At 62.8% G+C, this 23,906-nt stretch carries 21 protein-coding genes and 2 rRNA genes; 4 read left to right on the top strand and 19 right to left on the bottom strand.

All coding sequences use genetic code 11. The features are described from left to right. Positions 1-16 precede the first annotated feature (16 nt). The 17 genes from ACUYMZ_RS01955 to lysS all read right to left on the bottom strand — a co-directional run bounded on the left by ACUYMZ_RS01955 (position 17) and on the right by lysS (position 16,083). On the bottom strand, positions 17-499 hold the full coding sequence (locus tag ACUYMZ_RS01955) for a hypothetical protein (RefSeq protein WP_481601918.1): 483 nt from the start codon (positions 497-499) through the stop codon (positions 17-19). Then, positions 496-2,961, bottom strand: coding sequence for a molybdopterin oxidoreductase family protein (locus tag ACUYMZ_RS01950; protein WP_481601917.1), 2,466 nt, complete (start codon positions 2,959-2,961; stop codon positions 496-498). The genes ACUYMZ_RS01955 and ACUYMZ_RS01950 overlap by 4 nt, the downstream gene beginning before the upstream one ends. Before the next feature lie 153 nt (positions 2,962-3,114). Next, positions 3,115-3,435, bottom strand: coding sequence for a hypothetical protein (locus ACUYMZ_RS01945; protein ID WP_481601916.1), 321 nt, complete (start codon positions 3,433-3,435; stop codon positions 3,115-3,117). After that, positions 3,432-4,034, bottom strand: coding sequence for an Asp23/Gls24 family envelope stress response protein (locus ACUYMZ_RS01940; RefSeq protein ID WP_481601915.1), 603 nt, complete (start codon positions 4,032-4,034; stop codon positions 3,432-3,434). The genes ACUYMZ_RS01945 and ACUYMZ_RS01940 overlap by 4 nt, the downstream gene beginning before the upstream one ends. Continuing rightward, positions 4,031-4,606, bottom strand: a complete 576-nt coding sequence (locus ACUYMZ_RS01935; RefSeq protein ID WP_481601914.1) for an RNA polymerase sigma factor — start codon at positions 4,604-4,606, stop codon at positions 4,031-4,033. The genes ACUYMZ_RS01940 and ACUYMZ_RS01935 overlap by 4 nt, the downstream gene beginning before the upstream one ends. Before the next feature lie 234 nt (positions 4,607-4,840). After that, positions 4,841-5,071, bottom strand: coding sequence for a CsbD family protein (locus tag ACUYMZ_RS01930; RefSeq protein ID WP_481601913.1), 231 nt, complete (start codon positions 5,069-5,071; stop codon positions 4,841-4,843). A gap of 35 nt (positions 5,072-5,106) precedes the next feature. Beyond that, positions 5,107-5,712 carry a hypothetical protein gene (locus ACUYMZ_RS01925; RefSeq protein ID WP_481601912.1) on the bottom strand — a complete coding sequence of 202 codons (606 nt, stop codon included), beginning with the start codon at positions 5,710-5,712 and terminating at the stop codon, positions 5,107-5,109. Continuing rightward, positions 5,709-6,290 (bottom strand): Asp23/Gls24 family envelope stress response protein, encoded by a 582-nt coding sequence (locus ACUYMZ_RS01920; protein WP_481601911.1) that lies wholly within the window; start codon positions 6,288-6,290, stop codon positions 5,709-5,711. The genes ACUYMZ_RS01925 and ACUYMZ_RS01920 overlap by 4 nt, the downstream gene beginning before the upstream one ends. Beyond that, entirely contained in the window at positions 6,287-6,631 is a 345-nt protein-coding gene (locus ACUYMZ_RS01915) for a hypothetical protein (protein WP_481601910.1), read from the bottom strand. Before ACUYMZ_RS01915 ends, ACUYMZ_RS01920 begins: the two co-directional genes overlap by 4 nt. Continuing rightward, positions 6,628-6,819: a DUF2273 domain-containing protein gene (locus ACUYMZ_RS01910; protein ID WP_426005203.1), complete on the bottom strand. Its 192-nt coding sequence runs from the start codon at positions 6,817-6,819 to the stop codon at positions 6,628-6,630. Before ACUYMZ_RS01910 ends, ACUYMZ_RS01915 begins: the two co-directional genes overlap by 4 nt. Further along, positions 6,816-7,319, bottom strand: a complete 504-nt coding sequence (locus ACUYMZ_RS01905; RefSeq protein WP_426005201.1) for an Asp23/Gls24 family envelope stress response protein — start codon at positions 7,317-7,319, stop codon at positions 6,816-6,818. Before ACUYMZ_RS01905 ends, ACUYMZ_RS01910 begins: the two co-directional genes overlap by 4 nt. 146 nt (positions 7,320-7,465) lie before the next feature. Beyond that, entirely contained in the window at positions 7,466-9,562 is a 2,097-nt protein-coding gene (locus ACUYMZ_RS01900) for a S9 family peptidase (RefSeq protein WP_481601909.1), read from the bottom strand. Positions 9,563-9,673: 111 nt separating this feature from the next. Continuing rightward, the gene (locus tag ACUYMZ_RS01895; protein ID WP_481601908.1) at positions 9,674-10,858 is read right to left on the bottom strand and encodes a glycosyltransferase; all 1,185 of its coding nucleotides are present in this window, start codon (positions 10,856-10,858) and stop codon (positions 9,674-9,676) included. A 132-nt stretch (positions 10,859-10,990) separates the two neighbouring features. Next, positions 10,991-13,483 carry an ATP-dependent Clp protease ATP-binding subunit gene (locus tag ACUYMZ_RS01890; RefSeq protein ID WP_426005196.1) on the bottom strand — a complete coding sequence of 831 codons (2,493 nt, stop codon included), beginning with the start codon at positions 13,481-13,483 and terminating at the stop codon, positions 10,991-10,993. 438 nt (positions 13,484-13,921) lie between these two features. Next, positions 13,922-14,248: a histone-like nucleoid-structuring protein Lsr2 gene (locus tag ACUYMZ_RS01885; protein ID WP_426005194.1), complete on the bottom strand. Its 327-nt coding sequence runs from the start codon at positions 14,246-14,248 to the stop codon at positions 13,922-13,924. Positions 14,249-14,377: 129 nt separating this feature from the next. Next, entirely contained in the window at positions 14,378-14,551 is a 174-nt protein-coding gene (locus ACUYMZ_RS01880; RefSeq protein WP_426005193.1) for a hypothetical protein, read from the bottom strand. A gap of 2 nt (positions 14,552-14,553) precedes the next feature. Continuing rightward, complete coding sequence (gene lysS / locus ACUYMZ_RS01875; protein ID WP_481601907.1) at positions 14,554-16,083, bottom strand: lysine--tRNA ligase; 1,530 nt, start codon at positions 16,081-16,083, stop codon at positions 14,554-14,556. A 56-nt stretch (positions 16,084-16,139) separates the two neighbouring features. Between lysS and ACUYMZ_RS01870 the strand changes: the two genes are divergently transcribed. The 4 genes from ACUYMZ_RS01870 to ACUYMZ_RS01855 all read left to right on the top strand — a co-directional run bounded on the left by ACUYMZ_RS01870 (position 16,140) and on the right by ACUYMZ_RS01855 (position 20,050). Beyond that, positions 16,140-17,030, top strand: coding sequence for an alpha/beta fold hydrolase (locus ACUYMZ_RS01870; RefSeq protein ID WP_426005191.1), 891 nt, complete (start codon positions 16,140-16,142; stop codon positions 17,028-17,030). Between the two features lie 9 nt (positions 17,031-17,039). After that, positions 17,040-17,903 carry an alpha/beta hydrolase gene (locus ACUYMZ_RS01865; protein WP_481601906.1) on the top strand — a complete coding sequence of 288 codons (864 nt, stop codon included), beginning with the start codon at positions 17,040-17,042 and terminating at the stop codon, positions 17,901-17,903. A gap of 62 nt (positions 17,904-17,965) precedes the next feature. After that, positions 17,966-18,799 (top strand): alpha/beta fold hydrolase, encoded by an 834-nt coding sequence (locus ACUYMZ_RS01860; protein WP_481601905.1) that lies wholly within the window; start codon positions 17,966-17,968, stop codon positions 18,797-18,799. Positions 18,800-18,892: 93 nt separating this feature from the next. Beyond that, positions 18,893-20,050 carry an IS30 family transposase gene (locus tag ACUYMZ_RS01855; RefSeq protein WP_481601904.1) on the top strand — a complete coding sequence of 386 codons (1,158 nt, stop codon included), beginning with the start codon at positions 18,893-18,895 and terminating at the stop codon, positions 20,048-20,050. A gap of 157 nt (positions 20,051-20,207) precedes the next feature. Here ACUYMZ_RS01855 and rrf read toward each other — a convergent pair. Both rrf and ACUYMZ_RS01845 read right to left on the bottom strand, forming a co-directional pair. Continuing rightward, positions 20,208-20,324 (bottom strand): 5S ribosomal RNA (gene rrf / locus ACUYMZ_RS01850). 145 nt (positions 20,325-20,469) lie between these two features. Next, positions 20,470-23,617: ribosomal RNA gene (locus tag ACUYMZ_RS01845) — 23S ribosomal RNA — on the bottom strand. Positions 23,618-23,906 lie beyond the last annotated feature (289 nt).

The raw sequence follows: 23,906 nt of genomic DNA, 5'->3' as shown, positions 1-23,906 counted from the left end.
TACGGTGCCTGCGGCGTTAGCTGACCAGCACTTGCGTAGATGATTCCTTGATCTTGCCGTTTGCCCAGGCCATTTGTCGCAAGGTTTGGGGATGGCAGTGCTGTGCCACCGCCAGGAGCCTGGTGTGTTGGATGCCTTGGGCGGCCTGGGCGAGCATTTCCCAGTCCGAGGAGACACCGCACGCCATCGTGTAGGCCTCCCGAAGATCGCGTAGCAGCAGCAGTCCTGCTTCCTTTTGACGGCCCATAAGCTGGCTGCTCTTTTCCCTTGCCTTGGCCAGTAGGGTGGTGTCATTGACTGGTATGGGGTCCAGTTCCTGATCGTATTCCCTGGCGATGTCCGCGATCTCGCGCACGTGCTGTTGGGACCACATGGCCAGGTCCTGGCCAAGATGGAAGATTTCGTGGTCGACTTTGTGCCGTTCGGAGATGTGCAGCAAGTGCTTGGCCAGTTCGTTTTCATCCCTGTGCAGCCCTTTGAGTACCAGCCCGATCTTCACTGGTTCTGCTCCGTTTCAATGAGTTCTTCCTCTGCCGAGGCTGAATGGATGCCTTTGGTCTTGGGGATGCTTGGATAGCGGGCGGCGGGGGCAGAAGCTGTGTTGGTCGGTGCCGTTGCCGGCCCCGTACATGCGCGGACGCGGTCGATGCGGGCGGCGGCGGTTTTGAAGATCGGTTGCTTGGATGCGGCGTCCCAGTCCGTGATGGTCAGCTCGTTAGCTGCCCGGCCGGAACCAACTGGCTCGTGTCCGCCCTCGGTGTCCCAGTAGCCGTAGTGGAAGGGCAGGAAGATCACTCCTTCGCGGATCCCGCCGATGCGTACCTGCGCCTGAACTGTGCCCCGGGGAGTTCGAATTTCGGCGAGGTCTCCTTCAGCCAGCCCTTGGGCCTCGGCGTCGGGTACGGAGACTTCACACCAGACGTCCGGGGCTGCGGCCTGCAGTTCGGGGCTTCTCCCTGTTTTGGTGCGGCTGTGGAAATGGAACAATGTCCGGCCCGTGATCAGTTGCAGGGGGAACTGCTCGCTGGGCAGCTCGTGCGGTGGCATGTACTCGGCGGCTTTGAGGATGGCTTTGCCCGCTGGGTTCATGGCCTTGTAATCGCTCGGCTCGACGGGGGCGCCGGTGATCAGGTCGCGGCCGTAGCTTTCGCAGTATTCCGGGTGCGCCCAGAACGTGCCGTCCTGATAGATCCGTTCTGTTCCGTCCGGGTTTTCCTCGTTGCAGGGCCACTGGATACCTGAACCGCCACGCAGCTTGGCGTAGGTAATTCCGGTGTAATCGCAGGGCCGGCCCCGGGAGCATTCCTTCCACGCCTCGAAGGCAGTTTCCGGGTCGTGCCATTTAATGAGCGGTTGGCCGTCCTTGTCCTTCAATCCCATCCTGTGTGCGTAGTCAATGATGATGTCCAGGTCCGGTCGGGCCTGTCCAGGCGGGTCGACGGCTTTCTCGGACAGGTGCACGGTCCTGTCCGCGTTCGTGAACGTCCCGGTCTTTTCGCCCCAGGTCGCGGCGGGCAGGACGACGTCTGCCAGTTGAGCCGTTTCGGACATGAAAATGTCCTGTACCACCAGGAACAGTCCTTCCTGCGACAGGATCGAGCGGATCCGTGCCAGCTCCGGCAGTGATACAGCAGGGTTCGTGCCGGTGACCCACAACAGCCTGATCGAGCCCTCCTCGATGTAGCGCAGGATCTGCAGTGCGTGCGTCGGAGGTGAATAGTGCGGGATGGACATTGGATCGACGTTCCAAACCCGGGCAAGGTCCTGCACATGGGCGTCGTTGGACCAGTTCCGGAACCCGGCAAGGTCCCCGTCGGCGCCGCATTCACGGGTGTTCTCCGCCGTGGGCTGGCCGTTCATCTGCAGGATCCCGCACCCCGGTTTTCCCAGCATGCCCCGGACGATGTTGACGTTGTTGACCTGGACCGCGGCCGCGGTGGCCTGGTTGGACTGGTAGAAGCCCTGAAGCACCGTGGACAGGAGCCGTTCGGCATGGCCGATGATCCTGGCTGCTTCCTTTATCTGCTCCTCCGGCACTCCGCAGATACCGGCCGCTACGGACGGAGGATACTTTTTAACTTCCCGTTCCAGGGCCTCGAAGCCGACGGTGTGGGCCTGGATGTAATCCTGGTCGACCCAGCCATTACTGATGAGTTCATGCAGGATCGCGTTCATCAGGGCCAGGTTCGTTCCCGGCAGAGGTGCCAGATGCACCGTCGCCGCCCGGGCCACAGGCGTCAGTCGCGGATCGACACAAATGATCTTGGGAGGATTCGGGCCGGCGAGACGGTCCAGCATCCTGGTCCACAACACAGTTTGGGTCTCGGCCACATTATGGCCGTATAGGGCAATGACATCAGCGTGGTCGACGTCCGTGTAGGAGCCGGGCTGCCCGTCGGAGCCAAACGATTCCTTCAACGCCTCCGCCGCCGTCGCCGTGCACAACCGGGTGTTGCCATCGACGTGGTTTGTGCCGATTCCGCCATGGGCCACCGTGCCGAGGGTGTAGTACTCCTCCGCGAACAATTGGCCGGTGGTGTAAAAAGCAAGCGCGCTCGGACCCTGCTCATCCAACAGCTCCTTGGACCGGGAAACCAACGCGCTCATCGCGGTGTCCCAGTCCGTTTCAACGAGTTTGCCGTCCCGACGCACCAGCGGCCGGGTCAGCCGGTCACCTGAAGCATTCGCCTGCCACCCGTAAAGGTCTTTCGGGCCCAGCCGGCCGTGGTTGACCCGGTCCCCGGCACGACCGCGAACCCCAACGATCCGCTCATCCTGAACCGCAATGTCCATCGCATCACCGTTCGAATGCAGAATCGATGCGCTCTGGACCCATCGCTGCACCTTCCCAGGGTCCACTCCTTCTGCAAGATACGAATCGACCCTCACCGGCCACGTTTCCCCGGCGCCGTAGGGCGTCCTGCTTCCCCACGGTTCAGCAATGCGGTCAATCCGTGCCATCAGCGCTCATCTCCTGCCAGAACAGTAGTGCCACCGCTACACGTACCCACCTCCACCGACCCTCAACCGCCGCCCCACCATGACGTCATGAAGCAGCCACTGCCCGTGCACCGCTCACCGCAGTGGGCCGAGCCGCCGACCCGCAAGGGCCGGTCAGCCTCCGATTTTGACCACGGAAACCTCGACGGCGGCAGCCGGCCCGTGCAGGTGGCTTCGGATCGCTTGGGCTACTCTTCGCGCCACCGCTGGGGCGGAATGGGCAGCGTCGACCCCGATCCTCACCTTGACGGACACTCCGCCGGGGCTTTCCGTCAGCGCAACCAGGGGCAGCGCTTCACCCGTTATGGCTTGCAGGGCCACTCCCGCCACGGACTGCCACAACGGCCGGGCGGGGAACAGCGCACTGACCCCATCAACGGCCTGGGCTATCCGCGTCAGTTCGTCGGCGAGCGCACCGGTTGCCGGTTCCGTCATGGTTGCTCCTCCCGGTTGTTCTCTGGACTGGCAGCGGGTTCGAGCACGTCGGTGATGGTCACGTCGATCCCGGTGACGTTCAACTCCGTATGCGTCCCCAGTGCCTCTGCCAGACGGGCGCGGACTTCACTGGCCCGTTCTTCAAGGTGCCGGCCATACATCACGGCCACGTCCACGTGGACGCTGATTCCAGCGCCTGGCTCCGTGACGTTCCCCAGCAGGCTGCACCTCCCCGCGGCGGTTCCGGGAATCTCATCCACGAGGGACCGGATGAGCGCAGCAATGGCTCCTTCTGTTTCCGAAAGCACATCGGCCGGGTTGTCCGAACGCAGCGGGATTGTCCGCCCGGGCCGAAGCTCCAAGCGCAAGTTGGACAGGATCGATTGCATCCATTCATCGGTGCCCGAGCCTGCCTCGGCCGTATCTGCGTGCACAAGGTTGCCCGCGAAGCGGGAGAGGCGGCGGAGGCTTGCCAGTCCTGCTTGGCATTCGGGGCACGATTCCAGATGTGCCGGATCACTGAATTCGCCGGTATCAAGGTAGTCGCTCAACTCCGCAAGGGAATGTCCGCATTCCATGGTGTCATGCGAAGCGTTCATCGCCATTCCTCCATTCTGCGTGCGAGGGTGATGCGGGCCCGGGCCAGTCGGCCGCGGACGCTGTCAGGGCTGATCTTCAACGTCTCGGCGATCTCCTCATAGCTTTGGTCATTGAATTCCCTGAGAACCCAACATCGCCTTTGTTCTTCCGGTAACTCGGCGAGGGCAGCCTTGAGGGCTTCCACCCCGGATCCGTTGAGGGCGGCCGGTTCCGGGTCCTGGGCCCTGGGCTGCGGCGCCGGCACTTCCGCAGATTCAAGTTCCGCATGGTTCCGGCGCTTCCGCAGGTGGTCGATGCTCCGGCTGCCAACAATCCGCAACAGCCAGCTTCGGACCGCCGCAGGGTCCCGCAGGCTCTCGAGTTGCCTCCATGCCTGGACCAGCGACTCCTGGACAACGTCGTCGGCGTCGGCCCAGGATCCGGTGAGGCGGCGGGCGCTGGCCCGCATCACAGGTCCATGCCGCCGGGCCAAAGCCTCGAAGGCTGCGGTGTCACCGTCGCCCGCCCTTCCGGCAAGAATGGCGTCCGGAACATGATCCAACGGATTCCGGGCCCGTTGTGCGTTTGTCACGCGACTCCTTCCTTCGCTGCTTTGCGCGATGCCCGGGGAGGCACTGCGCAAACTCGGGAAACGTCCGTTTGCCCGCCTTGTTCAAGCCGATTCAGGCATCGATGGTGATTCGGATCAGGTCCGGCACCGGATGGCTCAACCTTGACTTTGCTGCCCGGCTTCCAGCGAGGGGATCCCGGAGGGCGGGCTGCCGCGTCCGTTCTTCGCTGCAGTCCGCCCTCACGGGTTCAGTGGCTATTTCCTGGACAAGCCTTCCTTGATCTTCTGGGCTGCGTCCTTGAGGTTTTCGGCGATGTCGGCTGCTGCGTCCTTGACCTTCTCGCCGGCCTGCTGAACCTTGGCCTCTGCCTGGTCTTGCTGGCCTTCACGTTCCAGGGATTCGTTCCCGGTCAATTTGCCGGCATTTTCCTTGGCTGCGCCGAGGTGCTCAGTGGCTGCGTTGTTGATTTTGTCGTTGATTCCCATGATGGTTTTCCTTCCTGTTGTGTTGTTGATGGTTCCTAGCGGGCCCGGCCGGTGCCGGCCAACCGGCTTCGGGTGCCGGCGGTGATGCGCACCAGCACGGGTGTCTGGCCCCCAAGCCACATGTCGATCGACTGGACCAGCAGTTCGGCTGTCTCCACCAGCTCACGCGGCGAAGCTCCCTTGCGTGCCTCTATCCGGAGTTTGATCGCCGTCCCTTTGCGCAACTCCCATGCTGAAACGGAACTGGCGAGGATTTCGCGGTTGCCTTTGACTGCTTCCTGCACGGCCGAGTTGATGAGTCCGGTGTCCACCACGGTGCGTCCGCGGTCGCCGTCGTGCACTTCCGCCAAGCGGGCCGTGCGACCGCCGCCCTGCGAGACCAACCAGCCCACACTGAGTGCCGCCGCAACCAGCAGCGCAGCGACGGCCACCACTGCCCACCAGCTTCCTGGCGGATCTGCCAACGGGGCGGATGTGAGCAGTTCCCGCGACTGGTCGCGGAGCCGGTTTCCGGTGGAGGTCCACGTCTGCGCGAATCCGGGAACGACGACGGCCGCGATCAGTGCGGCGCCTGCACCCGCCAGGACTACGCCCAGAAGGGCAAGCAGTGTCCGGTTCAAAGCCCTGTTGGTCTTCCTCATTGCCCCACCGCTCCTTGGCTGGCCACCTTCACTGACGATGTGAACGGGCCAGCCATTCCGTAGGCGGCCAGTTCGTCGTCCACCGCTTTGCGGATGGCGTCCCGGTCCAGCGCAATGCCCGACGTCGGACGCACCCGGACGCGTACGGACCGTCCACCGACGGTGGTGGTCACTTGGCCGGGCGCGAGGCCCGCGACCTGGCGGGTCTTGCCGGAGACCGCCGCTGCAATGACCTCGTCGTCAACGACGACCGCACTGCGGTCACTGCTGAGGGCTCGCCGTGCCTTGCGGCCACGCCCGAAGGCAAGGCCCAGGAGAAGCATCCCCAGTAACCCAAGTCCCGCTCCTGCGGCGGCCAGACCCGCCGGGATGGTCCTCACCGGCAGGTCCGTCAGCCACTGAAGCAGCTGCGCCGGCCCTGCGATCACGGCTGGCCCGCGCACCAGCCACAGCACGATTTCCGCTGCCAGCCACAGGAAGACGCCAGCCACCAGTACTGCGCAGATGGATGAGGCCAGCGCCCGCGAGGAGTGGGTCTCCCTGCGGATCATGCGCCTGCTGATGCTGTCCGCACTCACCGCGCCCTCCTTTCCTGGTTGTGTGGCGGTTTGCCTGCTGTGAGCCTGATGTCTACCCGGCCAAAGGTCATTCCCGTCAATTGCAGCCCGCGGGCCACGATCCTGGAGCGTGCGCTTTGAGCCTGTTCAAAGACGTTTCCCCCGTGGCGGGGATCGGACTGCGGGGCGGGCAACCGGGGGAGGGCCAGCTGTACGGCTACCCTCACACCCAGCTTGCCGCCGTCGTCGTCGAGTTCCGCGGTGACGTTCCTGTCACTCACCCGGAAAGCTTCTGCTGTGACGGCCTCCACGGTCTTTCGCAGCGCCGTGCGGGCAATCCGGGTGTACCCGGGCCGCGTCATGAGGACGAGCGCTTGCCGCGCAGGGCGTCCAACACCCCGCCGAGGTCAAGCTTGCCTTCTGCCGATCTGCCCAACACTGCTCCGATCCCCATGAACAGCGCCGTCAGCAGCAGCCCCCAGAATCCGAACCACAAGCCGGCAATCGCCAGGACGGCTCCTATGGCGATGCCGGTGACCGTGGGACTCATGCCACCCTCGGTTCCCGATCGTCGTCGTCGGATTCATCGGAGGGGACGTGGATGTCGGTGATGGTGATGTTGACTTCGGTGACTTCCATGCCAACGAGGTCTTCGATGGCGGTGTAGACGGCGTTGCGGGCGTTGTCGGCAACTTCCTGAAGGGGGTACGGGTATTCGACGACGAGGGTGACGTCAACAGCAACCTGGGTTTGGCCGACTTCCACGCTGACGCCCTGGGTCAGATCCTTCTGGCCCACCTTTTCGCGCAAGGTGCCGATGGCGCGTGCAGCGCCGCCACCCAGTGCGTGAACGCCGGGGATTTCCTGGATAGCGATCCCGGCGATCTTGGCCACCACACCGTCAGCGACGTTCGTTGCTCCGCGGCCGTCCTTGCCCTTGTACTCCACGGCTTCCTTAAGGGAAGGAGCGGACGTTGCTCCGGTCTTTGCCACAGCAGATGAGGTGTTCCTTGCTGCAACCTCTGCGGGGGTATGCGTCTGGTTTGTCATAGCACTCGCTCCTGTCGGTGAGATGGTCGCGTTTTGCGCCTTCATAAGGAGGACGGGAGGAGGCACCGAAAGCTCACGGAACTTCATGTGTGATATGGCTCACATATAGAACACGGTGACGTAAACAGCGGCATCGGCGCCCAGGGCTAAACTCCCAGCTCCTCCGGCAGCTCCACGTCCTCCCCGAGCACCTGCTTGGCCAGGAAGTGCTCCACCACTCCGTACCAGATTTTGGCGTGCTGCGGCTGGAGTACCCAGTGGTTCTCGTCCGGGAAGTACAGGAACCGGTGCGGACTCTGCCCATCCTCACCCGCAGGCAGCCCGGACGACGAAAGCAGCTCATACCAAAGCCTCAGGCCTTCGCCGATCGGCACGCGGTAGTCCTTGTCCCCGTGGATCACCAGCATGGGTGTCGTGATGTTGCCGACGTTCAGGTGCGGTGAGTTCTCCATGGCCATCTCCACGGTCATTTCCTTCAGCCAGTACTGCGCAGCATCAGTCGTGGGTCCGAACTGGTCCAGCGCCCACAGGCTTGCGTGGGTCACGATCGCCTTGAACCGGTCCGTCTGCCCGGCAACCCAGTTGGCCATGTACCCGCCGAACGAACCACCCATGGCCGCGGTCCGGGACTCGTCGATATCCGGGCGCGCAACCACAGCGTCCGTCATGGCCATCAGATCGGAGTACGGCTTCTTTCCCCACTCACCCCAGCCACGCTGAATGAACTCCTGCCCGTACCCCGTGGACAGCGCCGGATCCGGAAGCAGCACGGCATAGCCCTTGGCCACCAGGAGCCACGGGTTCCAGCGCCAGGTCCACGCGTTCCAGGAACCAAGCGGTCCACCGTGGATCCACAGCAACAGCGGGGCAGGCGCGCTCTCGGACGCCCCCAAAGGCAGAGCCAGGTACGCAGGCACCCGCGTACCGTCAGCCGCCGTCGTCTCCACCCGCTCCAGCCGCCCGTCAAAAACGGGCCGCTCCGCTGGAGCCGGAAGCCGGACAACGTCACCGGAGGCAAGGTCGATCCGCACGGCTTCCGACGGGAATTCGTACGAACTCCGCAGCGCATACGCTGTGCTGCCGTCACGGGAAACCACGACGTCGGTATACGCCGCCGCGTCATTCGTCACCCGGGTTACCCCACCGTCGGCGACGTCCACCCGGAAAACCGGCGACGCGCCGTCGTCGTCCGCTGTGACAAGGACGGCACCGCCGTCCGGAAGCCAGGCAACCGGGATGGCCCAGCGGTCCCAGTTGTGCGCAAGCGGCACCAGGTCAGTAGTTTCACCGCCTGAGACATCGAGCAGATGCAGCTTGACCTCCGGTGCCTGGGTTGGGGTGGTGTCGCTTTCGCTCTGCACCACCAACGTGCGGTTGTCCGGGCTGACCGGGCCGGGGAAGTAGCTCATGCCGTCGTGGTCCAGCAGCACCTTGACGGTGCCGGTGGCGACGTCGACGGCGGCCAGCACCTCGCGGCTGTCAGCCTTCGCAAGCGCTTTGGTGAGGCTCGTGTAGATGGTCTTGCCATCGGGACTCACCACGGTCTTCGCCTCCCGGAGCGAACCTCCGACGGCGGGAGTCAGGTTCCGGAGCCTGACCGGCGGCCCGGCGTCAATGGTCGCGGGCTTCCCTGGCTCACCGACCTCGCCTGCCTCCACCGCGAAAATCCTCGGCTGCGAAGGACCGAGGTCGGCATCCCAATAGCGCACCGGATAGCCGCTGTGCAGGATGGCCGAGACCTTGTTGTCCTTGCGGGCCTTGCGGCGCTCTTCATCGTTTTCCTCGTCCGTGGAGCCGGCCAGGACGTCCGCGACAACAAAGGCGGCATCCGCGTCTGCCGCGGCGAGGACGGAACCGACGCCTCCGGCGCGGGAATGCGCCACCCGGGCCTCTCCCCCAGCCGCGGGCAGCAGCCAGAGTGCGTTCACAGGATCCTCGTCCGGACTCTCCGGGTCCGGACGGGCCGAGGTGAAGTAGAGGTCGCCGTTGGCCGCGAACGCAGCGCCGGCCTCGCCCTTGGCACTGCGGGTGATCCGGCGCGCCTGCTTGTCCCCCGCGGGGTCGAGCTCCCACAGGGCCGTCACGAACTCGGTGCCCTTGCCGTTGAGTGTCGTCACCGTGGTGACCAGCCGCGTGCCGTCCGGGCTGAGGGTGAGGCCACTGACCCGGGGAATGGCCAGGTAGTGGTCCAGATCGTGGAAAGGAGTCTTTGGTTGCGGGGTGTGGGAGTCAGTCGAAGGCATGATCCGATTCAACACTTAATGTGCCCTCAATCACAGAGTGGTTCACTAAGAGTGAAACACTGCTTTCACATCCACCCCCCTCACCCAACTGGGTCGCATTTGTGCGCGTTTTCAGCCCTGTAAACGCGCTCTGCTGCTACTTAGTTGGGTGAGGGCTTGGAGGACCGGGCCGGTTCCGTCCTCAACCGCGATACGTCCGGCGAGCAGCCTTGCCCGGGAAGCGTACGACGGCGACCTGACCGCCTTGGCGATGGCGTCGCCAAGGCGCTCCGCCGTGAGCTCACGGAACGGGACAGGCCTCGGCCCGGCCCCCAGCGCGGCAATGCGGGAGGCCCACAGCGGCTGATCCGTGAAGACCGGGACGCAAACTGTTGGTACCCCCGCGCGGAGACCGGCCGCCGTCGTACCTGAACCTGCGTGGTGCACAACAGCCGCCATCCTGGGGAAGAGCCACTCGTGGGGGACGTCGCCGACGCCCAGGGCGTCATCTTCCCGCACGCTCCCGCCCTGCATCACCACACGGACGGCGGCCCGACGGGCAGCCTGCAGGACGAGCTCCACGTCCAGGGCGGCGCCGCTGCCGAAGCCAACGAACACCGGCGCGGGACCGGCGGCAAGGAAGTCCACCAACTCCGCATCCGGACGCCATTCCGGCCGGGATGGTGGCCACCAGTACCCGGCCATGACCAAACCGGGGTGCCAGTCGGCCGGCCGCGGAAGGACCGTGGGACTGATGCCATGGAGGACGGTTGCGTTCCGGCGCCTTCGACGGCGGTCCGCGGCTCGGCGGGACAGCTTGGGCAACCCGAGTTCCCGCCGAAGCCGGGCGCCCGGTGCATCATAGGGAGCAGGTCCGGCCAGGGCACGCTCCCCGACGATCCTGTTGCCCAACTTTCCCAGGTCCCGGGCGGACCCCATCAGCACGGGCGGGTAGTCGGCGCTGGGTTCCACCGGTTGCAGGTGCGCGCCTATGGCGGTGATGCCCAGCGCCGCCGCGATGTCGTACGCGTAGGGAGCCACCGAATTGGCGAGAATGACATCGGCCCCCGCTTCCGCCGCCGCCAGCGTTCCTGTGGCGGCGCGGTCCATGTACTCCCCCAGCGCCCGCCATGTGGTGGCCAGGTCCCCCATGGCCGGTTTGGTGCCAGGGGCCGTCCGCGTGATGATGCGCGTCAGGTCCCCGGGCAATGGGCTGTACCCGCAACCCGACGACACCACCAGCTGTGCATAGGCTGGGTTGGCAGCAACCGTGACCTCAAACCCGTGCTCCTGCAATCGGCGACCGAGGCCCGCCATGGGAGCAACGTCCCCACGGGTCCCCGGCGCCACCATCAAAACCCGCATCAAGAAACCCACTTCCTGGAAACACGAATGCCCCGCACACTCCCAGGAGAATGTGCGGGGCACGCTGCTTGTGTAGCTTCTGCCTTACGCGGTAGGAGCGATCTCCGGGATCCGCGGCTTGGCGTTGCCTTCGAACGTGAACTTGGCGTCGTCGCCTTCGCCTTCCACATCCACCACAACGATGTCACCGGTGTGGAGATCGCCGAACAGGATCTTCTCGGACAACTGGTCCTCGATCTCACGCTGGATGGTGCGGCGCAGCGGCCGGGCACCCATGGCGGGGTCGTAACCTCGGGTAGCGAGCAGGACCTTGGCGGCCTTGGTGAGCTCGATGCCCATGTCCTTGTCCTTGAGGCGACGCTCCAAGCGGGTGACGAACAGGTCCACGATTTCGATGATCTCGTCCTGCGTCAGCTGCGGGAACACCACGACGTCGTCAACACGGTTGAGGAACTCGGGGCGGAAGTGCTGCTTGAGCTCTTCCGTAACCCGGGCACGCATGCGGTTGTAGCCGGTCTGGGTGTCGGTTCCGGACTGGAAGCCGGTAGCGACGCTCTTGGAGATGTCGCGGGTACCCAGGTTGGTGGTCATGATGATCACGGTGTTCTTGAAGTCCACCACGCGGCCCTGGGAGTCGGTCAGGCGGCCGTCTTCCAGGATCTGCAGCAGGGAGTTGAAGAGATCGGCGTGGGCCTTCTCAACTTCGTCGAACAGGACCACGGAGAACGGACGGCGACGAACCTTCTCGGTCAGCTGGCCGCCTTCTTCGTAGCCGACGTAGCCCGGAGGAGCACCGAAGAGACGCGAAACCGTGTGCTTCTCGGAGTACTCGGACATGTCCAACGTGATGAGGGCGTCCTCTTCACCGAACAGGAACTCGGCAAGTGCCTTGGCGAGCTCGGTCTTTCCGACGCCGGTGGGGCCGGCGAAGATGAACGAGCCACCCGGACGCTTGGGGTCCTTCAGGCCGGCACGCGTGCGGCGGATGGCCTGCGACAGGGCCTTGATGGCCTCGTCCTGGCCAACAACGCGCTTGTGCAGTTCCTCTTCCATCTTGAGCAGGCGCGAGGATTCTTCCTCGGTGAGCTTGAAGACCGGAATGCCCGTGGAGTTCGCGAGGACTTCTGCGATCAGGTCCTCGTCAACCTCGGAGATGTCGTCCATGCCGCCGGACTTCCAGTTGCGCTCCTTCTCTGCGCGCTCGGCAATGAGCTTCTGCTCCTTGTCGCGCAGCGAAGCGGCACCCTCGAAGTCCTGGGCGTCAATCGCCGATTCCTTCTCCAGCTTCACGTCAGCAATACGCTCGTCCATGGCCTTGAGCTCCGGCGGAGCGGTCATGCGGCGGATGCGCAGGCGCGCGCCGGCTTCATCGATCAGGTCGATCGCCTTGTCCGGCAGGAAGCGGTCCGAAATGTAGCGTTCGGCCAGCTGCGCAGCGGAGGCAAGGGCGCCATCGGTGATCGTCACGCGGTGGTGTGCCTCGTAGCGGTCACGCAGGCCCTTGAGGATCTCGATCGCGTGGGCGACGGAAGGCTCCTTGACCTGGATCGGCTGGAAGCGGCGCTCCAGGGCGGCGTCCTTCTCGATGTGCTTGCGGTACTCGTCCAGCGTGGTGGCACCAATGGTCTGGAGTTCGCCACGGGCCAGCATTGGCTTCAGGATCGACGCGGCGTCGATGGCGCCTTCTGCCGCACCTGCACCGACGAGGGTGTGGATCTCGTCGATGAACAGGATGATGTCGCCGCGGGTGCGGATTTCCTTGAGGACCTTCTTCAGGCGCTCTTCGAAGTCACCACGGTAGCGGGAGCCTGCCACCAGCGAACCGAGGTCAAGCGTGTACAGCTGCTTGTCCTTGATGGTCTCCGGGACGTCGCCGCGCACGATCGCCTGGGCGAGGCCCTCGACGACGGCGGTCTTGCCGACGCCGGGCTCACCAATAAGCACGGGGTTGTTCTTGGTGCGGCGGGAGAGGACCTGCATGACGCGTTCCATCTCCTGCTCGCGGCCGATCACGGGATCGAGCTTGTTCTCGCGGGCAGCCTGGGTCAGGTTGCGGCCGAACTGGTCAAGCACCACGGAACCTGCCGGGGTGCCTTCCTGCTGGCCCTGTCCACTGCCTGCGCCGGCAGTTTCCTTGCCCTGGTAGCCGGACAGCAGCTGGATGACCTGCTGCCGGACGCGGTTGAGGTCCGCTCCGAGCTTGACCAGCACCTGGGCAGCAACGCCCTCGCCCTCGCGGATGAGGCCGAGCAGGATGTGCTCGGTGCCGATGTAGTTGTGGCCGAGCTGAAGTGCCTCGCGGAGGGAAAGCTCCAGCACCTTCTTGGCGCGCGGCGTGAACGGGATGTGCCCGGACGGAGCCTGCTGGCCCTGGCCGATGATCTCCTGCACCTGCTCGCGGACGCCATCGAGCGAAATGCTCAAAGACTCAAGCGCCTTTGCGGCAACACCTTCACCCTCGTGGATCAGACCCAAGAGGATGTGTTCGGTACCGATGTAGTTGTGATTCAGCATCCGTGCCTCTTCTTGGGCAAGGACTACCACGCGACGGGCACGGTCTGTAAATCTCTCAAACATTTCGCCACACTCCTAGCTACGACGTACTTTGATGCTACGTGGCGAAGCCGGAGATTTGGAGCGTGTTCGCCACAGGGGAAACATGACGCCTTGCGGAATAAATTTCCCCCACTTCTCCCGCAGCCCCCACATGCCGCCAGGGCCGGTGCCGGGGAGCACGGCGCTCGGGACCCGGAGGACTTTTCCTGCCGGTCCGCGCCCGAAAATCCGGCTGGTCCCGGCACCTTGGGAGCAAACGGCAATAGCCGGGCGACGCCCTGAATTACCAAACCGGCATTGCGCGGCGTCGTCTTTGCCGGATCACGGCGCGGATATTGACCGCCGCATCGCCTGTCGTGATTCCCGCATATTCCAGGCAGGAAGGAAGCAGAACCCAACAAAGGGCGCCCGTTAAACGCCAATGCCCCGGCACGCAGCCGGGGCATTGAGGCAGGTGAATCAGGAATTGGCCTTCTGGTACGCTTCCTGAATTTCGGCCTGAATACGGCCGCGGCTGTTTACCGTGTAACCGTTGTCGCGGGCCCACTGGCGGATCTGCGCGGAATCCTGGTTACGGGCAGTGGTGGAACGGCCCTTGGTGGCACGGCCACCTGATGTCTTCCGTGCTTTGGCCACATACGGCTCAAGAGCCTGGCGCAGGGAAGAGGCGTTGGCGGTGGACAGGTCCATCTCGTAGCTGACACCGTCCAGGCCAAAGCGGACGGTTTCATCGGCTGCCCCCTCATCCAGGTCATCGACGAGGATGATTTTTACTTTTTGTGCCATGAGTAGCCTCTCTTTTGGAGGGTTGGATATTCAGAAATCCCCATAGTGCTATTCCTGATTATCGTTCACGGCAAGCACACTCGTCAAAGGCATATGTGGATTACCGCTTACACCCCGCCAATTTACGGGCTATTTAGCGGCCGGACCCTCGGTGTCAGGCGTCGAATTGCGCATATCGGCCTCGGCCTGGGCGCGGGCTTCGGCCTGGCGCTCGGATTTGTCCGCATTAAAGATCGACTTCATGGCGAACCAGAAGATCAATCCAACAACGATGGACGGCGCCAGGACTGCGATGTATTCCATGGTCAGTGGCCTTCAGGCTTCAGCAGGGGGAACAGGATGGTTTCACGGATGCCTGCACCCGTGAAGAGCATGACCAGGCGGTCAATACCCAGGCCGATACCGCCCATGGGCGGTGCACCGTATTCCAGGGCACGGAGGAAGTCCTCGTCCAGCTGCATGGCTTCGACATCGCCCGCGGCCGAGCGCCGTGACTGCTCCGTCAGCCGTTCACGCTGGATGACCGGGTCGATGAGCTCGGAGAACGCCGTGCCCCGCTCCATGCCGCCGATGATCAGGTCCCAGGCCTCGATCAGGCGGCCGTCCTCGCGGTGCGGACGCGCCAGGGGCTGGGCGGACGGCGGGTAGTCGTACACAAAGGTGGGGTTCAGCAATGTGGGTTCGACGATTTCGCCGAACAGTTCAACCACCAGCTTCTCGGCGTCCCACTGGGGATCGACCTTGACCTCATGCTTGGCGGCGATGGCCTGCAGTTCCGCCACCGTGGTGTCCGGGGTGATCTCAACCCCCACGGCCTCGGACAGACCCGGGTACACCGGAAGCCAGGCCCATTCGCCGTCGAGGTTGATCTCGCCTGCCTCCGTCTGGATGGTGCGGGTACCTACGACGTCGGCCACATTCAGGATGATTTCCTTCATCCGCTCGGCCATGACGAACTGGTCAGCCCACGCCTCGTAGCACTCCAGGGTGGTGAATTCCGGACTGTGGGTTGAGTCCACGCCCTCGTTGCGGAACACGCGGCCCATGTCGTACACGCGGTCGATACCGCCAACAACTGCACGCTTGAGGAACAGCTCTGTTGCGATGCGAAGGGTCATCTTCTGGTCGAACGCATTCATGTGCGTCTCGAACGGACGGGCAGTAGCACCACCGTGGACCAGCTGCAGGATGGGGGTCTCCACCTCGACATAGCCATGGCGGTCCAGGGTGTCGCGGACAGAGCGGGTGATGGCGGCACGCTTGTAGACCATCTCGCGGGCTTCGTCGCGGACCATGAGGTCCACGTACCGCTGGCGCACACGGGTTTCCTCGTTGAGTTCAGCGTGCAGCACCGGAAGCGGCCGCAGGGCCTTCGAGGCCATGGACCAGGAATCGGCCATGACGGAGAGCTCACCGCGGCGGGAGGAGATGACTTCTCCCTTGATGAACACGTGGTCGCCAAGGTCCACCAGGGCCTTCCACTCGGCCAGCGCCTCTTCCCCGACGTTCGCGAGGCTGAGCATGGCCTGCAGGCGGACCGCTTTGCCGTCTACGCCGCCTTCCTGCAGCGTCGCAAAGCACAGCTTGCCGGTGTTGCGGACAAACACCACGCGACCGGTGATGCCCACGGTGTCGCCGGTAGTGTCATCGGCTTCCAGATGGGCGTACTTCTCCCGGATTTCGGCCAGCGAGTGAGTCCGCTCGACACCCACGGGGTAGGCCTCCGAGCCACCCTCGATCAGCTTGGCGCGCTTCTCCATGCGGATGCGCATCTGCTCGCTGGCGTCGGCTGGTTCTGCGGTGGCGTTCTGGGCGGGGGTGTTTGCGGAAGTCACAGTCCTTAAGTTTACCGTTGATTACGGGCCGCCACTTCCGGACATAGACTCGGGCTGTGGAGACATGGACGGTTGAAACGGACGACGGCGGCGGGCAGCTTGAGGTGCACACCTTCCGCCCGGCGTCGGGAGCCTCCCTTCCCGGATCTTCGGCACCTGCGGAACCACCCGGCGTCGTGGTTGTCCACGGCACCTTGGTGACGGATTCCCTGTACTGGCCGTTCGCCCGGACCCTGGGCGCCATGCTTGGCCGGCCGGTGCATTGCTACAACAGGCGCGGGCGCGGCAGATCGGCACCCCAGCCGGCGGGGTACTCGGCAGAGACGGAGGTTGCGGACCTGCAGGCAGTGATGGCCAAGAGCGGTTCGTCGGACGTGGTGGCGCACAGCTACGGCGGCTTCATCGCCCTCCAGGCTGCGCGCTCGGCCGCGATCAACCGGCTGGTCACCTACGATGCCGCAGTGTCGCTGTCCGGCAACCTCTCCAGCCGTTGGCGCCCCGAGCTGGAGCTGGCCGTGACGGCCGGGCAACTCGACCACGCGTGGGCGCATCTTGTCCAAGGGCTGGGTACAGCCGGGCCAATTTCCTACCTGCCCATGGGCGCGCTCCGCATGCTCAGCATCATGTCCGCCCGTACCCGGCTGGGATTCGAGATGCGCTCCCTGCTGCCCACCGCCGTCGTCGAAATGCGCGCCGTCCTCGACGCCGACGCTCACCTCAGCGACTTCGTGAAGCTCGCCACCCCCACGCTGATGCTCAGTGGCGGATGGAGCCCTTCCTACTTCGCTGAAACGGGCCGCGTCCTCGCGGGGGCTGTGCCGGCCATCGACTTTGCGATCGTGCCGCTGCAGTTCCACGAAGGGCCGCTCCGGCCAGGACGGCGCCTGGCCGCCCGGATTGCACGTTTCCTGTCGGCGGAACCGGCCGCCACTGTTCCGGCCACCTAGGATGATCCGGTGAGAGAACGCGACATTAAAACGCACGACGGCGGCAAACTCGCCTTATACACCTACGGCACGGAAGACGCGCCCGGGGAACATCGTGTAGTCCTGGTGGGCGGAGCGTTCCTGACGGCCCTGATCTACCGGCCCTTCTCGATCGCCCTCGCCAAGGGGCTGGGCGAGGGCTGGGCCGTGGACGTGTACGACCGCCGCGGCCGCGGGAAGTCGACGGCACAACCCCACAACTACTCCATGGCCACGGAAATCGCCGATGTCCGCACCATCATGGACGCAACCGGCGCCAGGAACATCCTGGGCCACAGCCTCGGCGGCTCGGTGGCATTGAACGCCGCACAGGCGTTCGCCGGCACGTGGCACGAGCCGGGAAAGCTGGCCGTGTACGACGCCGCCGTGAACATCGACGGAAGCATGGACACCAACTGGCTGGACGCGTTTGCGAGTTCCGTGGACCAGGGCAACATCAATCTGGCCCTTGCCCGGCTGAAGCGGGGAATGCATCCCGGAACGGCTCTCGCGCGCGTGCCGGAACCGGTCCTTGCCGGGCTAATGGCCGTGGTATCCCGTACCAAGATCAACAGGTTGTTCCGCGAACTCCTCCCCTCGGGCGTGGGCGAACTCAAGGCAGCCTTTGAGGCCAGCGGAAAAGCCAGCGACTTTTCAGTCCTGCCCGCGAACACGCATTTCATGGTCGGGAAGAAGAGCCCCCAGTACTACAAGGTGACAGCCACACGACTGCACGCCGCTGTTCCGGGAAGCACGTTGGAAGTCTCCCCCAAAGGCTTCCATGGCTCGGTGCCGGCGGCCGTGAAGGAACTGGTCACGGACATCTCCGACTACTTCATGCGGCCGCACGGATAGGACACCTTCCACACGGCAAGGGCATGCTGCCGGCATTCAGGTGGCTCGGTTAGGCTCGGAACATGACTCGCGAGATCATCACCACAGCGGACGGCGGACACCTCGAAGTTCTCACCACGGGTGGTGACCTGACAGGGGCAGGTTCCGGCGTCGTGGTGGTCCCCGCCTCCATGGTGACCGCCGCCGATTACACGCGTTTTGCGCAGAAGCTGAGCGAAGCCCTGGGCCGGCCGGTTCACACGTTCAACCGTCGCGGGCGGGGCAACTCTTCACCACAGGCAGAGGACTACACCCTGGAAGCCGACATCCGGGACCTCTCGGCGGTCATGAAGCACACCGCCAGCACCGACGTCTTCGGCCACAGCTTTGGCGGGGCAGTGGCGCTGCATGCCGCCCGGACGCTGCCCGTGGAGCGGCTCGCAGTGTACGACCCCGCAGTTTCGGTCAACCACAGCGTCAAAGCCGACTGGACGCCGGAATATGAACGCGCGACGGCGGCGGGAGACTACGACCGTGGCCTCGCCGTCCTGATCAAGGGCGTTGAAACCGGCGGCGCCTTTTCGCGGATGCCGCTGTCCATGCTGACACTCGCCACCAAACTCACCTCGGGAACGCCCATGGGAAAGCAGATGCGTGAGCTCATGACCTGTGGAGTCCGGGAGATCAAGGCCGTGATCGCCGCTGACATGCCCGCTGAACCGTTCCTTGAACTGCCCCTGGAAACACTGATCGTTGTGGGTGAAAAGAGCCCGGCCTACTTCGGTGTGGCCTGCGGGCAGATCCACGATGTCCTGTCCGGTTCCAGTTACACCATCCTGCCGGGGTTCGGGCACGACGGGCCCAACAAGGCGCCGGACAAGTTGATCTCTGAGTTGTCGGTGTTCTTCTCAGCCTAGTCGGCCCCCAACTAGGTCGCATTTAAGCGCGTTTTGAGCGCTTCGAATCATGCGGTGATCGCAACGCCTGATTATTGAAGGGTGTCGATTGCCATGGTGAAGTTCTCAAGTCGTTTGGTTGCTGAGGTTGTTCAGTCGTTCTGGCAGCAGGTAGCGGAAGGCTCCCGTTTTGAGGAAGCGGGAGAGTCCGTTGGCTGGTCCATCACGACCGTTCGGCGTGAACTGAGGTCCTCGGGAGGGGTCCGGCCCCGCAGGGGTCGGACCCTTACCGGGCGTTCGCTGTCCTTTGATGAACGCGAGCAGATCGCTTTGCTCAGGGGCAAGGAATCCATCCGTGAGATCGCCAAGCGGTTGGGCCGGTCGCCCTCGACGATATCTCGGGAACTACGTCGTAACGCTGATGAGGTCTACTACTACCGGGCCACTACTGCCCATGCCCGCGCCCATGCCCGGGCAGCCAGGCCCAAGACCGCTAAGCTCAACAGCAACAAACCTTTGCGCCTGGAAGTCGAAAAGCGACTGGAAAAGAAAGGCTCACCGGTCCAGATCGCCGGCAGACTCCGCAAGGACCACCCGAACAACCCGGAGATGTGGGTGTCACACGAGACCATCTACCAGTCCCTCTATCTCGAGTCCCGGGGCGGACTGAAGCGGGAACTGGTCAAGAACCTGCGCACCGGCCGGACCCTGCGCAAACCCCAACGCCGCCCCGACGAACGCCGCGGCAGAATCCCAGGCATGGTCATGATCGCCGACCGCCCCGCCGAAGTCGAAGACCGTGCCGTGCCAGGGCATTGGGAAGGGGACCTGATCGTCGGCAAGGACGGAAAAACCGCCATCGGCACTGTTGTGGAGCGCACCACCGGGTTCGTGATGCTCGTCCATATCCCCACAGATCAGAACCGTGCCGAGGCCGTCCGGGATGGGCTGATCCGCAAAATGGGCGCCCTTCCCGACGAACTGAGGCTTTCACTGACCTGGGACCAAGGCACTGAAATGCACAGGCACAAGGAAGTGAAGATCGCAGCCGACATCGACATCTACTTCTGCGATCCCCACTCACCTTGGCAACGCGGCTCGAACGAGAACACCAACGGGCTCCTGCGCCAGTACTTCCCCAAAGGTGCAGACCTAAGCATCTACAGCCAAACCGACCTCGACTACGTCGCCCACGAACTCAACGACAGACCCCGCCAACGATTCGACTTCTGCACCCCAAATGAGATGATCAGAACCTTCCTGTTGCGATAACCGCTAGAAACCGCCGCGCTGGGAACGGCCTTATCTGCGACCTGGTTCGCCGGGCTAAAATGGGTTTAGCCCCGACCGTCCGTGGTCGGGGTTTTTGTTTGGGTGGTTAATGTGGGAGACCCCCCAACGTGGTTGGGGGGTCTCGACCTGAATGGTTGTCCGGCGGTGTCCTACTCTCCCACACCCTCCCGGGTGCAGTACCATCGGCGCTGTGGGTCTTAGCTTCCGGGTTCGGAATGGGACCGGGCGTTTCCCCCACGCTATGACCGCCGTAACCTTGTTACCCGTCCCCCTGGTTGTTGGTGGGGGTGGGAAGTTTGTGTGGTTACAACTGTGGTGTTGTTATTTGGTTGTGGTTGGTTTTCCTGAACGGGTTGTTGTTCGGGAACCACATAGTGGACGCGTGCATGCAAGTGTGTGTGGTGTTAGTTGTTGGCCTATTAGTACCGGTCAGCTTCACGAGTCTTTGGTCCTCGCTTCCACGTCCGGCCTATCAACCCAGTGGTCTGGCTGGGGGCCTCTCACACGCTAGGTGTGTGGAAATCTCATCTTGAAGCGAGCTTCCCGCTTAGATGCTTTCAGCGGTTATCCCATCCGAACGTAGCTAATCAGCGGTGCACTTGGCAGTACAACTGACACACCAGAGGTTCGTCCGTCCCGGTCCTCTCGTACTAAGGACAGCCCTTCTCAAATTTCCTGCGCGCGCAGCGGATAGGGACCGAACTGTCTCACGACGTTCTAAACCCAGCTCGCGTACCGCTTTAATGGGCGAACAGCCCAACCCTTGGGACCTACTCCAGCCCCAGGATGCGACGAGCCGACATCGAGGTGCCAAACCATGCCGTCGATATGGACTCTTGGGCAAGATCAGCCTGTTATCCCCGAGGTACCTTTTATCCGTTGAGCGACGGCCATTCCACAATGTACCGCCGGATCACTAGTCCCGACTTTCGTCCCTGCTTGAGATGTCTCTCTCACAGTCAAGCTCCCTTGTGCACTTACACTCGACACCTGATTGCCAACCAGGCTGAGGGAACCTTTGGGCGCCTCCGTTACTCTTTAGGAGGCAACCGCCCCAGTTAAACTACCCATCAGGCACTGTCCCTGACCCGGATCACGGGCCGAAGTTAGATGTCCAAAGTGACCAGAGTGGTATTTCAACGATGACTCCACCCGAACTGGCGTCCGGGCTTCAACGTCTCCCACCTATCCTACACAAGCCACTCCGAACACCAATACCAAACTATAGTAAAGGTCTCGGGGTCTTTCCGTCCTGCTGCGCGTAACGAGCATCTTTACTCGTACTGCAATTTCGCCGAGTTTATGGTTGAGACAGCGGGGAAGTCGTTACTCCATTCGTGCAGGTCGGAACTTACCCGACAAGGAATTTCGCTACCTTAGGATGGTTATAGTTACCACCGCCGTTTACTGGGGCTTAAATTCTCAGCTTCGCCACGCGAGGTGGCTAACCGGTCCTCTTAACCTTCCAGCACCGGGCAGGAGTCAGTCCGTATACATCGTCTTGCGACTTCGCACGGACCTGTGTTTTTAGTAAACAGTCGCTTCCCCCTGGTCTCTGCGGCCCACACCCGCTCCACAACGCAAGGTCGTTTCACGGGGCAGGCCCCCCTTCTCCCGAAGTTACGGGGGCATTTTGCCGAGTTCCTTAACCATAATTCTCTCGATCGCCTTGGTATTCTCTACCTGATCACCTGTGTCGGTTTGGGGTACGGGCAGCTAAAACCTCGCGTCGATGCTTTTCTAGGCAGCATAGGATCACCGGATCCCCCCGAACGGGGGTCCCATCAGATCTCAGGAGCGTGCTCGAAGCACACAGGAACGGATTTGCCTATCCCTGACCCTACATCCTTGGACCGGGGCTACCATCGCCCGGCCCGGCTACCTTCCTGCGTCACACCTGTTAATACGCTTACCTCCCGGGATCAGGTCCCAGCCACCACCACAACCATCACACCACAAGTGGTGATCCGGCCAGGTGGGGGGTGGTTAGTATCCCCCGCTCAGTATTGGCGGTTTTTCGCCGGTACGGGAATATCAACCCGTTGTCCATCGACTACGCCTGTCGGCCTCGCCTTAGGTCCCGACTTACCCAGGGCAGATTAGCTTGACCCTGGAACCCTTGATCATTCGGCGGACGGGTTTCCCACCCGTCTTTCGCTACTCATGCCTGCATTCTCACTCGTGTAGGCTCCACCGCTGGTTTCCACCGCGACTTCACCGCCCACACGACGCTCCCCTACCCATCCACACCCCTGAACCACAAAGGGCTGAGGTATATGTGTGAATGCCACAACTTCGGCGGTGTACTTGAGCCCCGCTACATTGTCGGCGCGGAATCACTTGACCAGTGAGCTATTACGCACTCTTTCAAGGATGGCTGCTTCTAAGCCAACCTCCTGGTTGTCTAAGCAACTCCACATCCTTTCCCACTTAGCACACGCTTAGGGGCCTTAGTTGGTGGTCTGGGCTGTTTCCCTCTCGACTATGAAGCTTATCCCCCACAGTCTCACTGCTGCGCTCTGACTTACCGGCATTCGGAGTTTGGCTGACGTCAGTAACCTTGTAGGGCCCATCGGCCATCCAGTAGCTCTACCTCCGGCAAGAAACACGCAACGCTGCACCTAAATGCATTTCGGGGAGAACCAGCTATCACGGAGTTTGATTGGCCTTTCACCCCTACCCACAGCTCATCCCCTCCATTTTCAACTGAAGTGGGTTCGGTCCTCCACGACGTCTTACCGTCGCTTCAACCTGGCCATGGGTAGATCACTCCGCTTCGGGTCTAGATCACGCCACTCAAACGCCCTGTTCAGACTCGCTTTCGCTACGGCTGCCCCACACGGGTTAACCTCGCGACGTAACACTAACTCGCAGGCTCATTCTTCAAAAGGCACGCCATCACAACAACAAGGCTGCTCTGACGGATTGTAAGCACACGGTTTCAGGTACTGTTTCACTCCCCTCCCGGGGTACTTTTCACCTTTCCCTCACGGTACTGGTCCGCTATCGGTCATCAGGAAGTATTTAGGCTTATCAGGTGGTCCTGACAGATTCACACGGGATTTCTCGGGCCCCGTGCTACTTGGGATCCTCACCAAAGGCGGTGCACAACATTACGGTTACGGGACTCACACCCTCTCTGGCCGGCCTTTCAAGACCGTTCACCTATACCTGCACTCTCACCCCACCGGTCCGGCAGAACCAGTACAGCAAGTCCCACAACCCCGCCCACGCAACGCCCGCCGGCTATCACACATGGGTCGGTTTAGCCTCATCCGCGTTCGCTCGCCACTACTAACGGAATCACTCTTGTTTTCTCTTCCTACGGGTACTGAGATGTTTCACTTCCCCGCGTTCCCCCCACGCACCCTATGAGTTCAGGTACGGGTCACACAATCACCTTGCAGCGTTATGCGGGGTTTCCCCATTCGGACATCCTGGGATCACCGCTCGGTTATCAACTCCCCCAGGCTTATCGCAGATTCCTACGTCCTTCTTCGGCTCCTGATGCCAAGGCATCCACCGTGCGCCCTTAAAAACTAGACCACACACACCAAACCCCACCAAGGGGCCTGGCTGATGCTTGAATCCATTCGAGAGAACCACAGGAAAACCACCACCCACCCAACAGGCAGGCAGCAGTCCCAGGTTCTAAATCAAAGAAATTGCTACGAACACACACACCCAACAGGTGCATGCGTCCAGATGCTCGCGTCCACTATGTAGTTCTCAAACAACAACCCCAACAACCACCCCCACCACACAACCCCACAAAAAAGAGGGGCACCCGTGTGACAAGGAAACGGCCGCAGGAAAACAAAGAAACACCAGAAAC

This window comes from Arthrobacter sp. T572, assembly GCF_056780115.1.
The sequence above is the reverse complement of the archived record's forward strand: the minus strand, read 5'-3'. Positions and strand labels throughout refer to the sequence as shown.

Coding starts and splice junctions, on each gene's coding strand:
- ACUYMZ_RS01860 (WP_481601905.1), top strand. CDS start 17,966: ATGACTCGCGAGATCATCACCACAGCGGACGGCGGACACCTCGAAGTT.
- ACUYMZ_RS01905 (WP_426005201.1), bottom strand. CDS start 7,319: ATGACAAACCAGACGCATACCCCCGCAGAGGTTGCAGCAAGGAACACC.
- ACUYMZ_RS01915 (WP_481601910.1), bottom strand. CDS start 6,631: ATGACGCGGCCCGGGTACACCCGGATTGCCCGCACGGCGCTGCGAAAG.
- ACUYMZ_RS01940 (WP_481601915.1), bottom strand. CDS start 4,034: ATGAACGCTTCGCATGACACCATGGAATGCGGACATTCCCTTGCGGAG.
- ACUYMZ_RS01900 (WP_481601909.1), bottom strand. CDS start 9,562: ATGCCTTCGACTGACTCCCACACCCCGCAACCAAAGACTCCTTTCCAC.
- ACUYMZ_RS01925 (WP_481601912.1), bottom strand. CDS start 5,712: ATGAGGAAGACCAACAGGGCTTTGAACCGGACACTGCTTGCCCTTCTG.
- ACUYMZ_RS01910 (WP_426005203.1), bottom strand. CDS start 6,819: ATGAGTCCCACGGTCACCGGCATCGCCATAGGAGCCGTCCTGGCGATT.
- ACUYMZ_RS01890 (WP_426005196.1), bottom strand. CDS start 13,483: ATGTTTGAGAGATTTACAGACCGTGCCCGTCGCGTGGTAGTCCTTGCC.
- ACUYMZ_RS01950 (WP_481601917.1), bottom strand. CDS start 2,961: ATGGCACGGATTGACCGCATTGCTGAACCGTGGGGAAGCAGGACGCCC.
- ACUYMZ_RS01855 (WP_481601904.1), top strand. CDS start 18,893: ATGGTGAAGTTCTCAAGTCGTTTGGTTGCTGAGGTTGTTCAGTCGTTC.
- ACUYMZ_RS01895 (WP_481601908.1), bottom strand. CDS start 10,858: ATGGCGGGCCTCGGTCGCCGATTGCAGGAGCACGGGTTTGAGGTCACG.
- ACUYMZ_RS01945 (WP_481601916.1), bottom strand. CDS start 3,435: ATGACGGAACCGGCAACCGGTGCGCTCGCCGACGAACTGACGCGGATA.
- ACUYMZ_RS01930 (WP_481601913.1), bottom strand. CDS start 5,071: ATGGGAATCAACGACAAAATCAACAACGCAGCCACTGAGCACCTCGGC.
- ACUYMZ_RS01880 (WP_426005193.1), bottom strand. CDS start 14,551: ATGGAATACATCGCAGTCCTGGCGCCGTCCATCGTTGTTGGATTGATC.
- ACUYMZ_RS01885 (WP_426005194.1), bottom strand. CDS start 14,248: ATGGCACAAAAAGTAAAAATCATCCTCGTCGATGACCTGGATGAGGGG.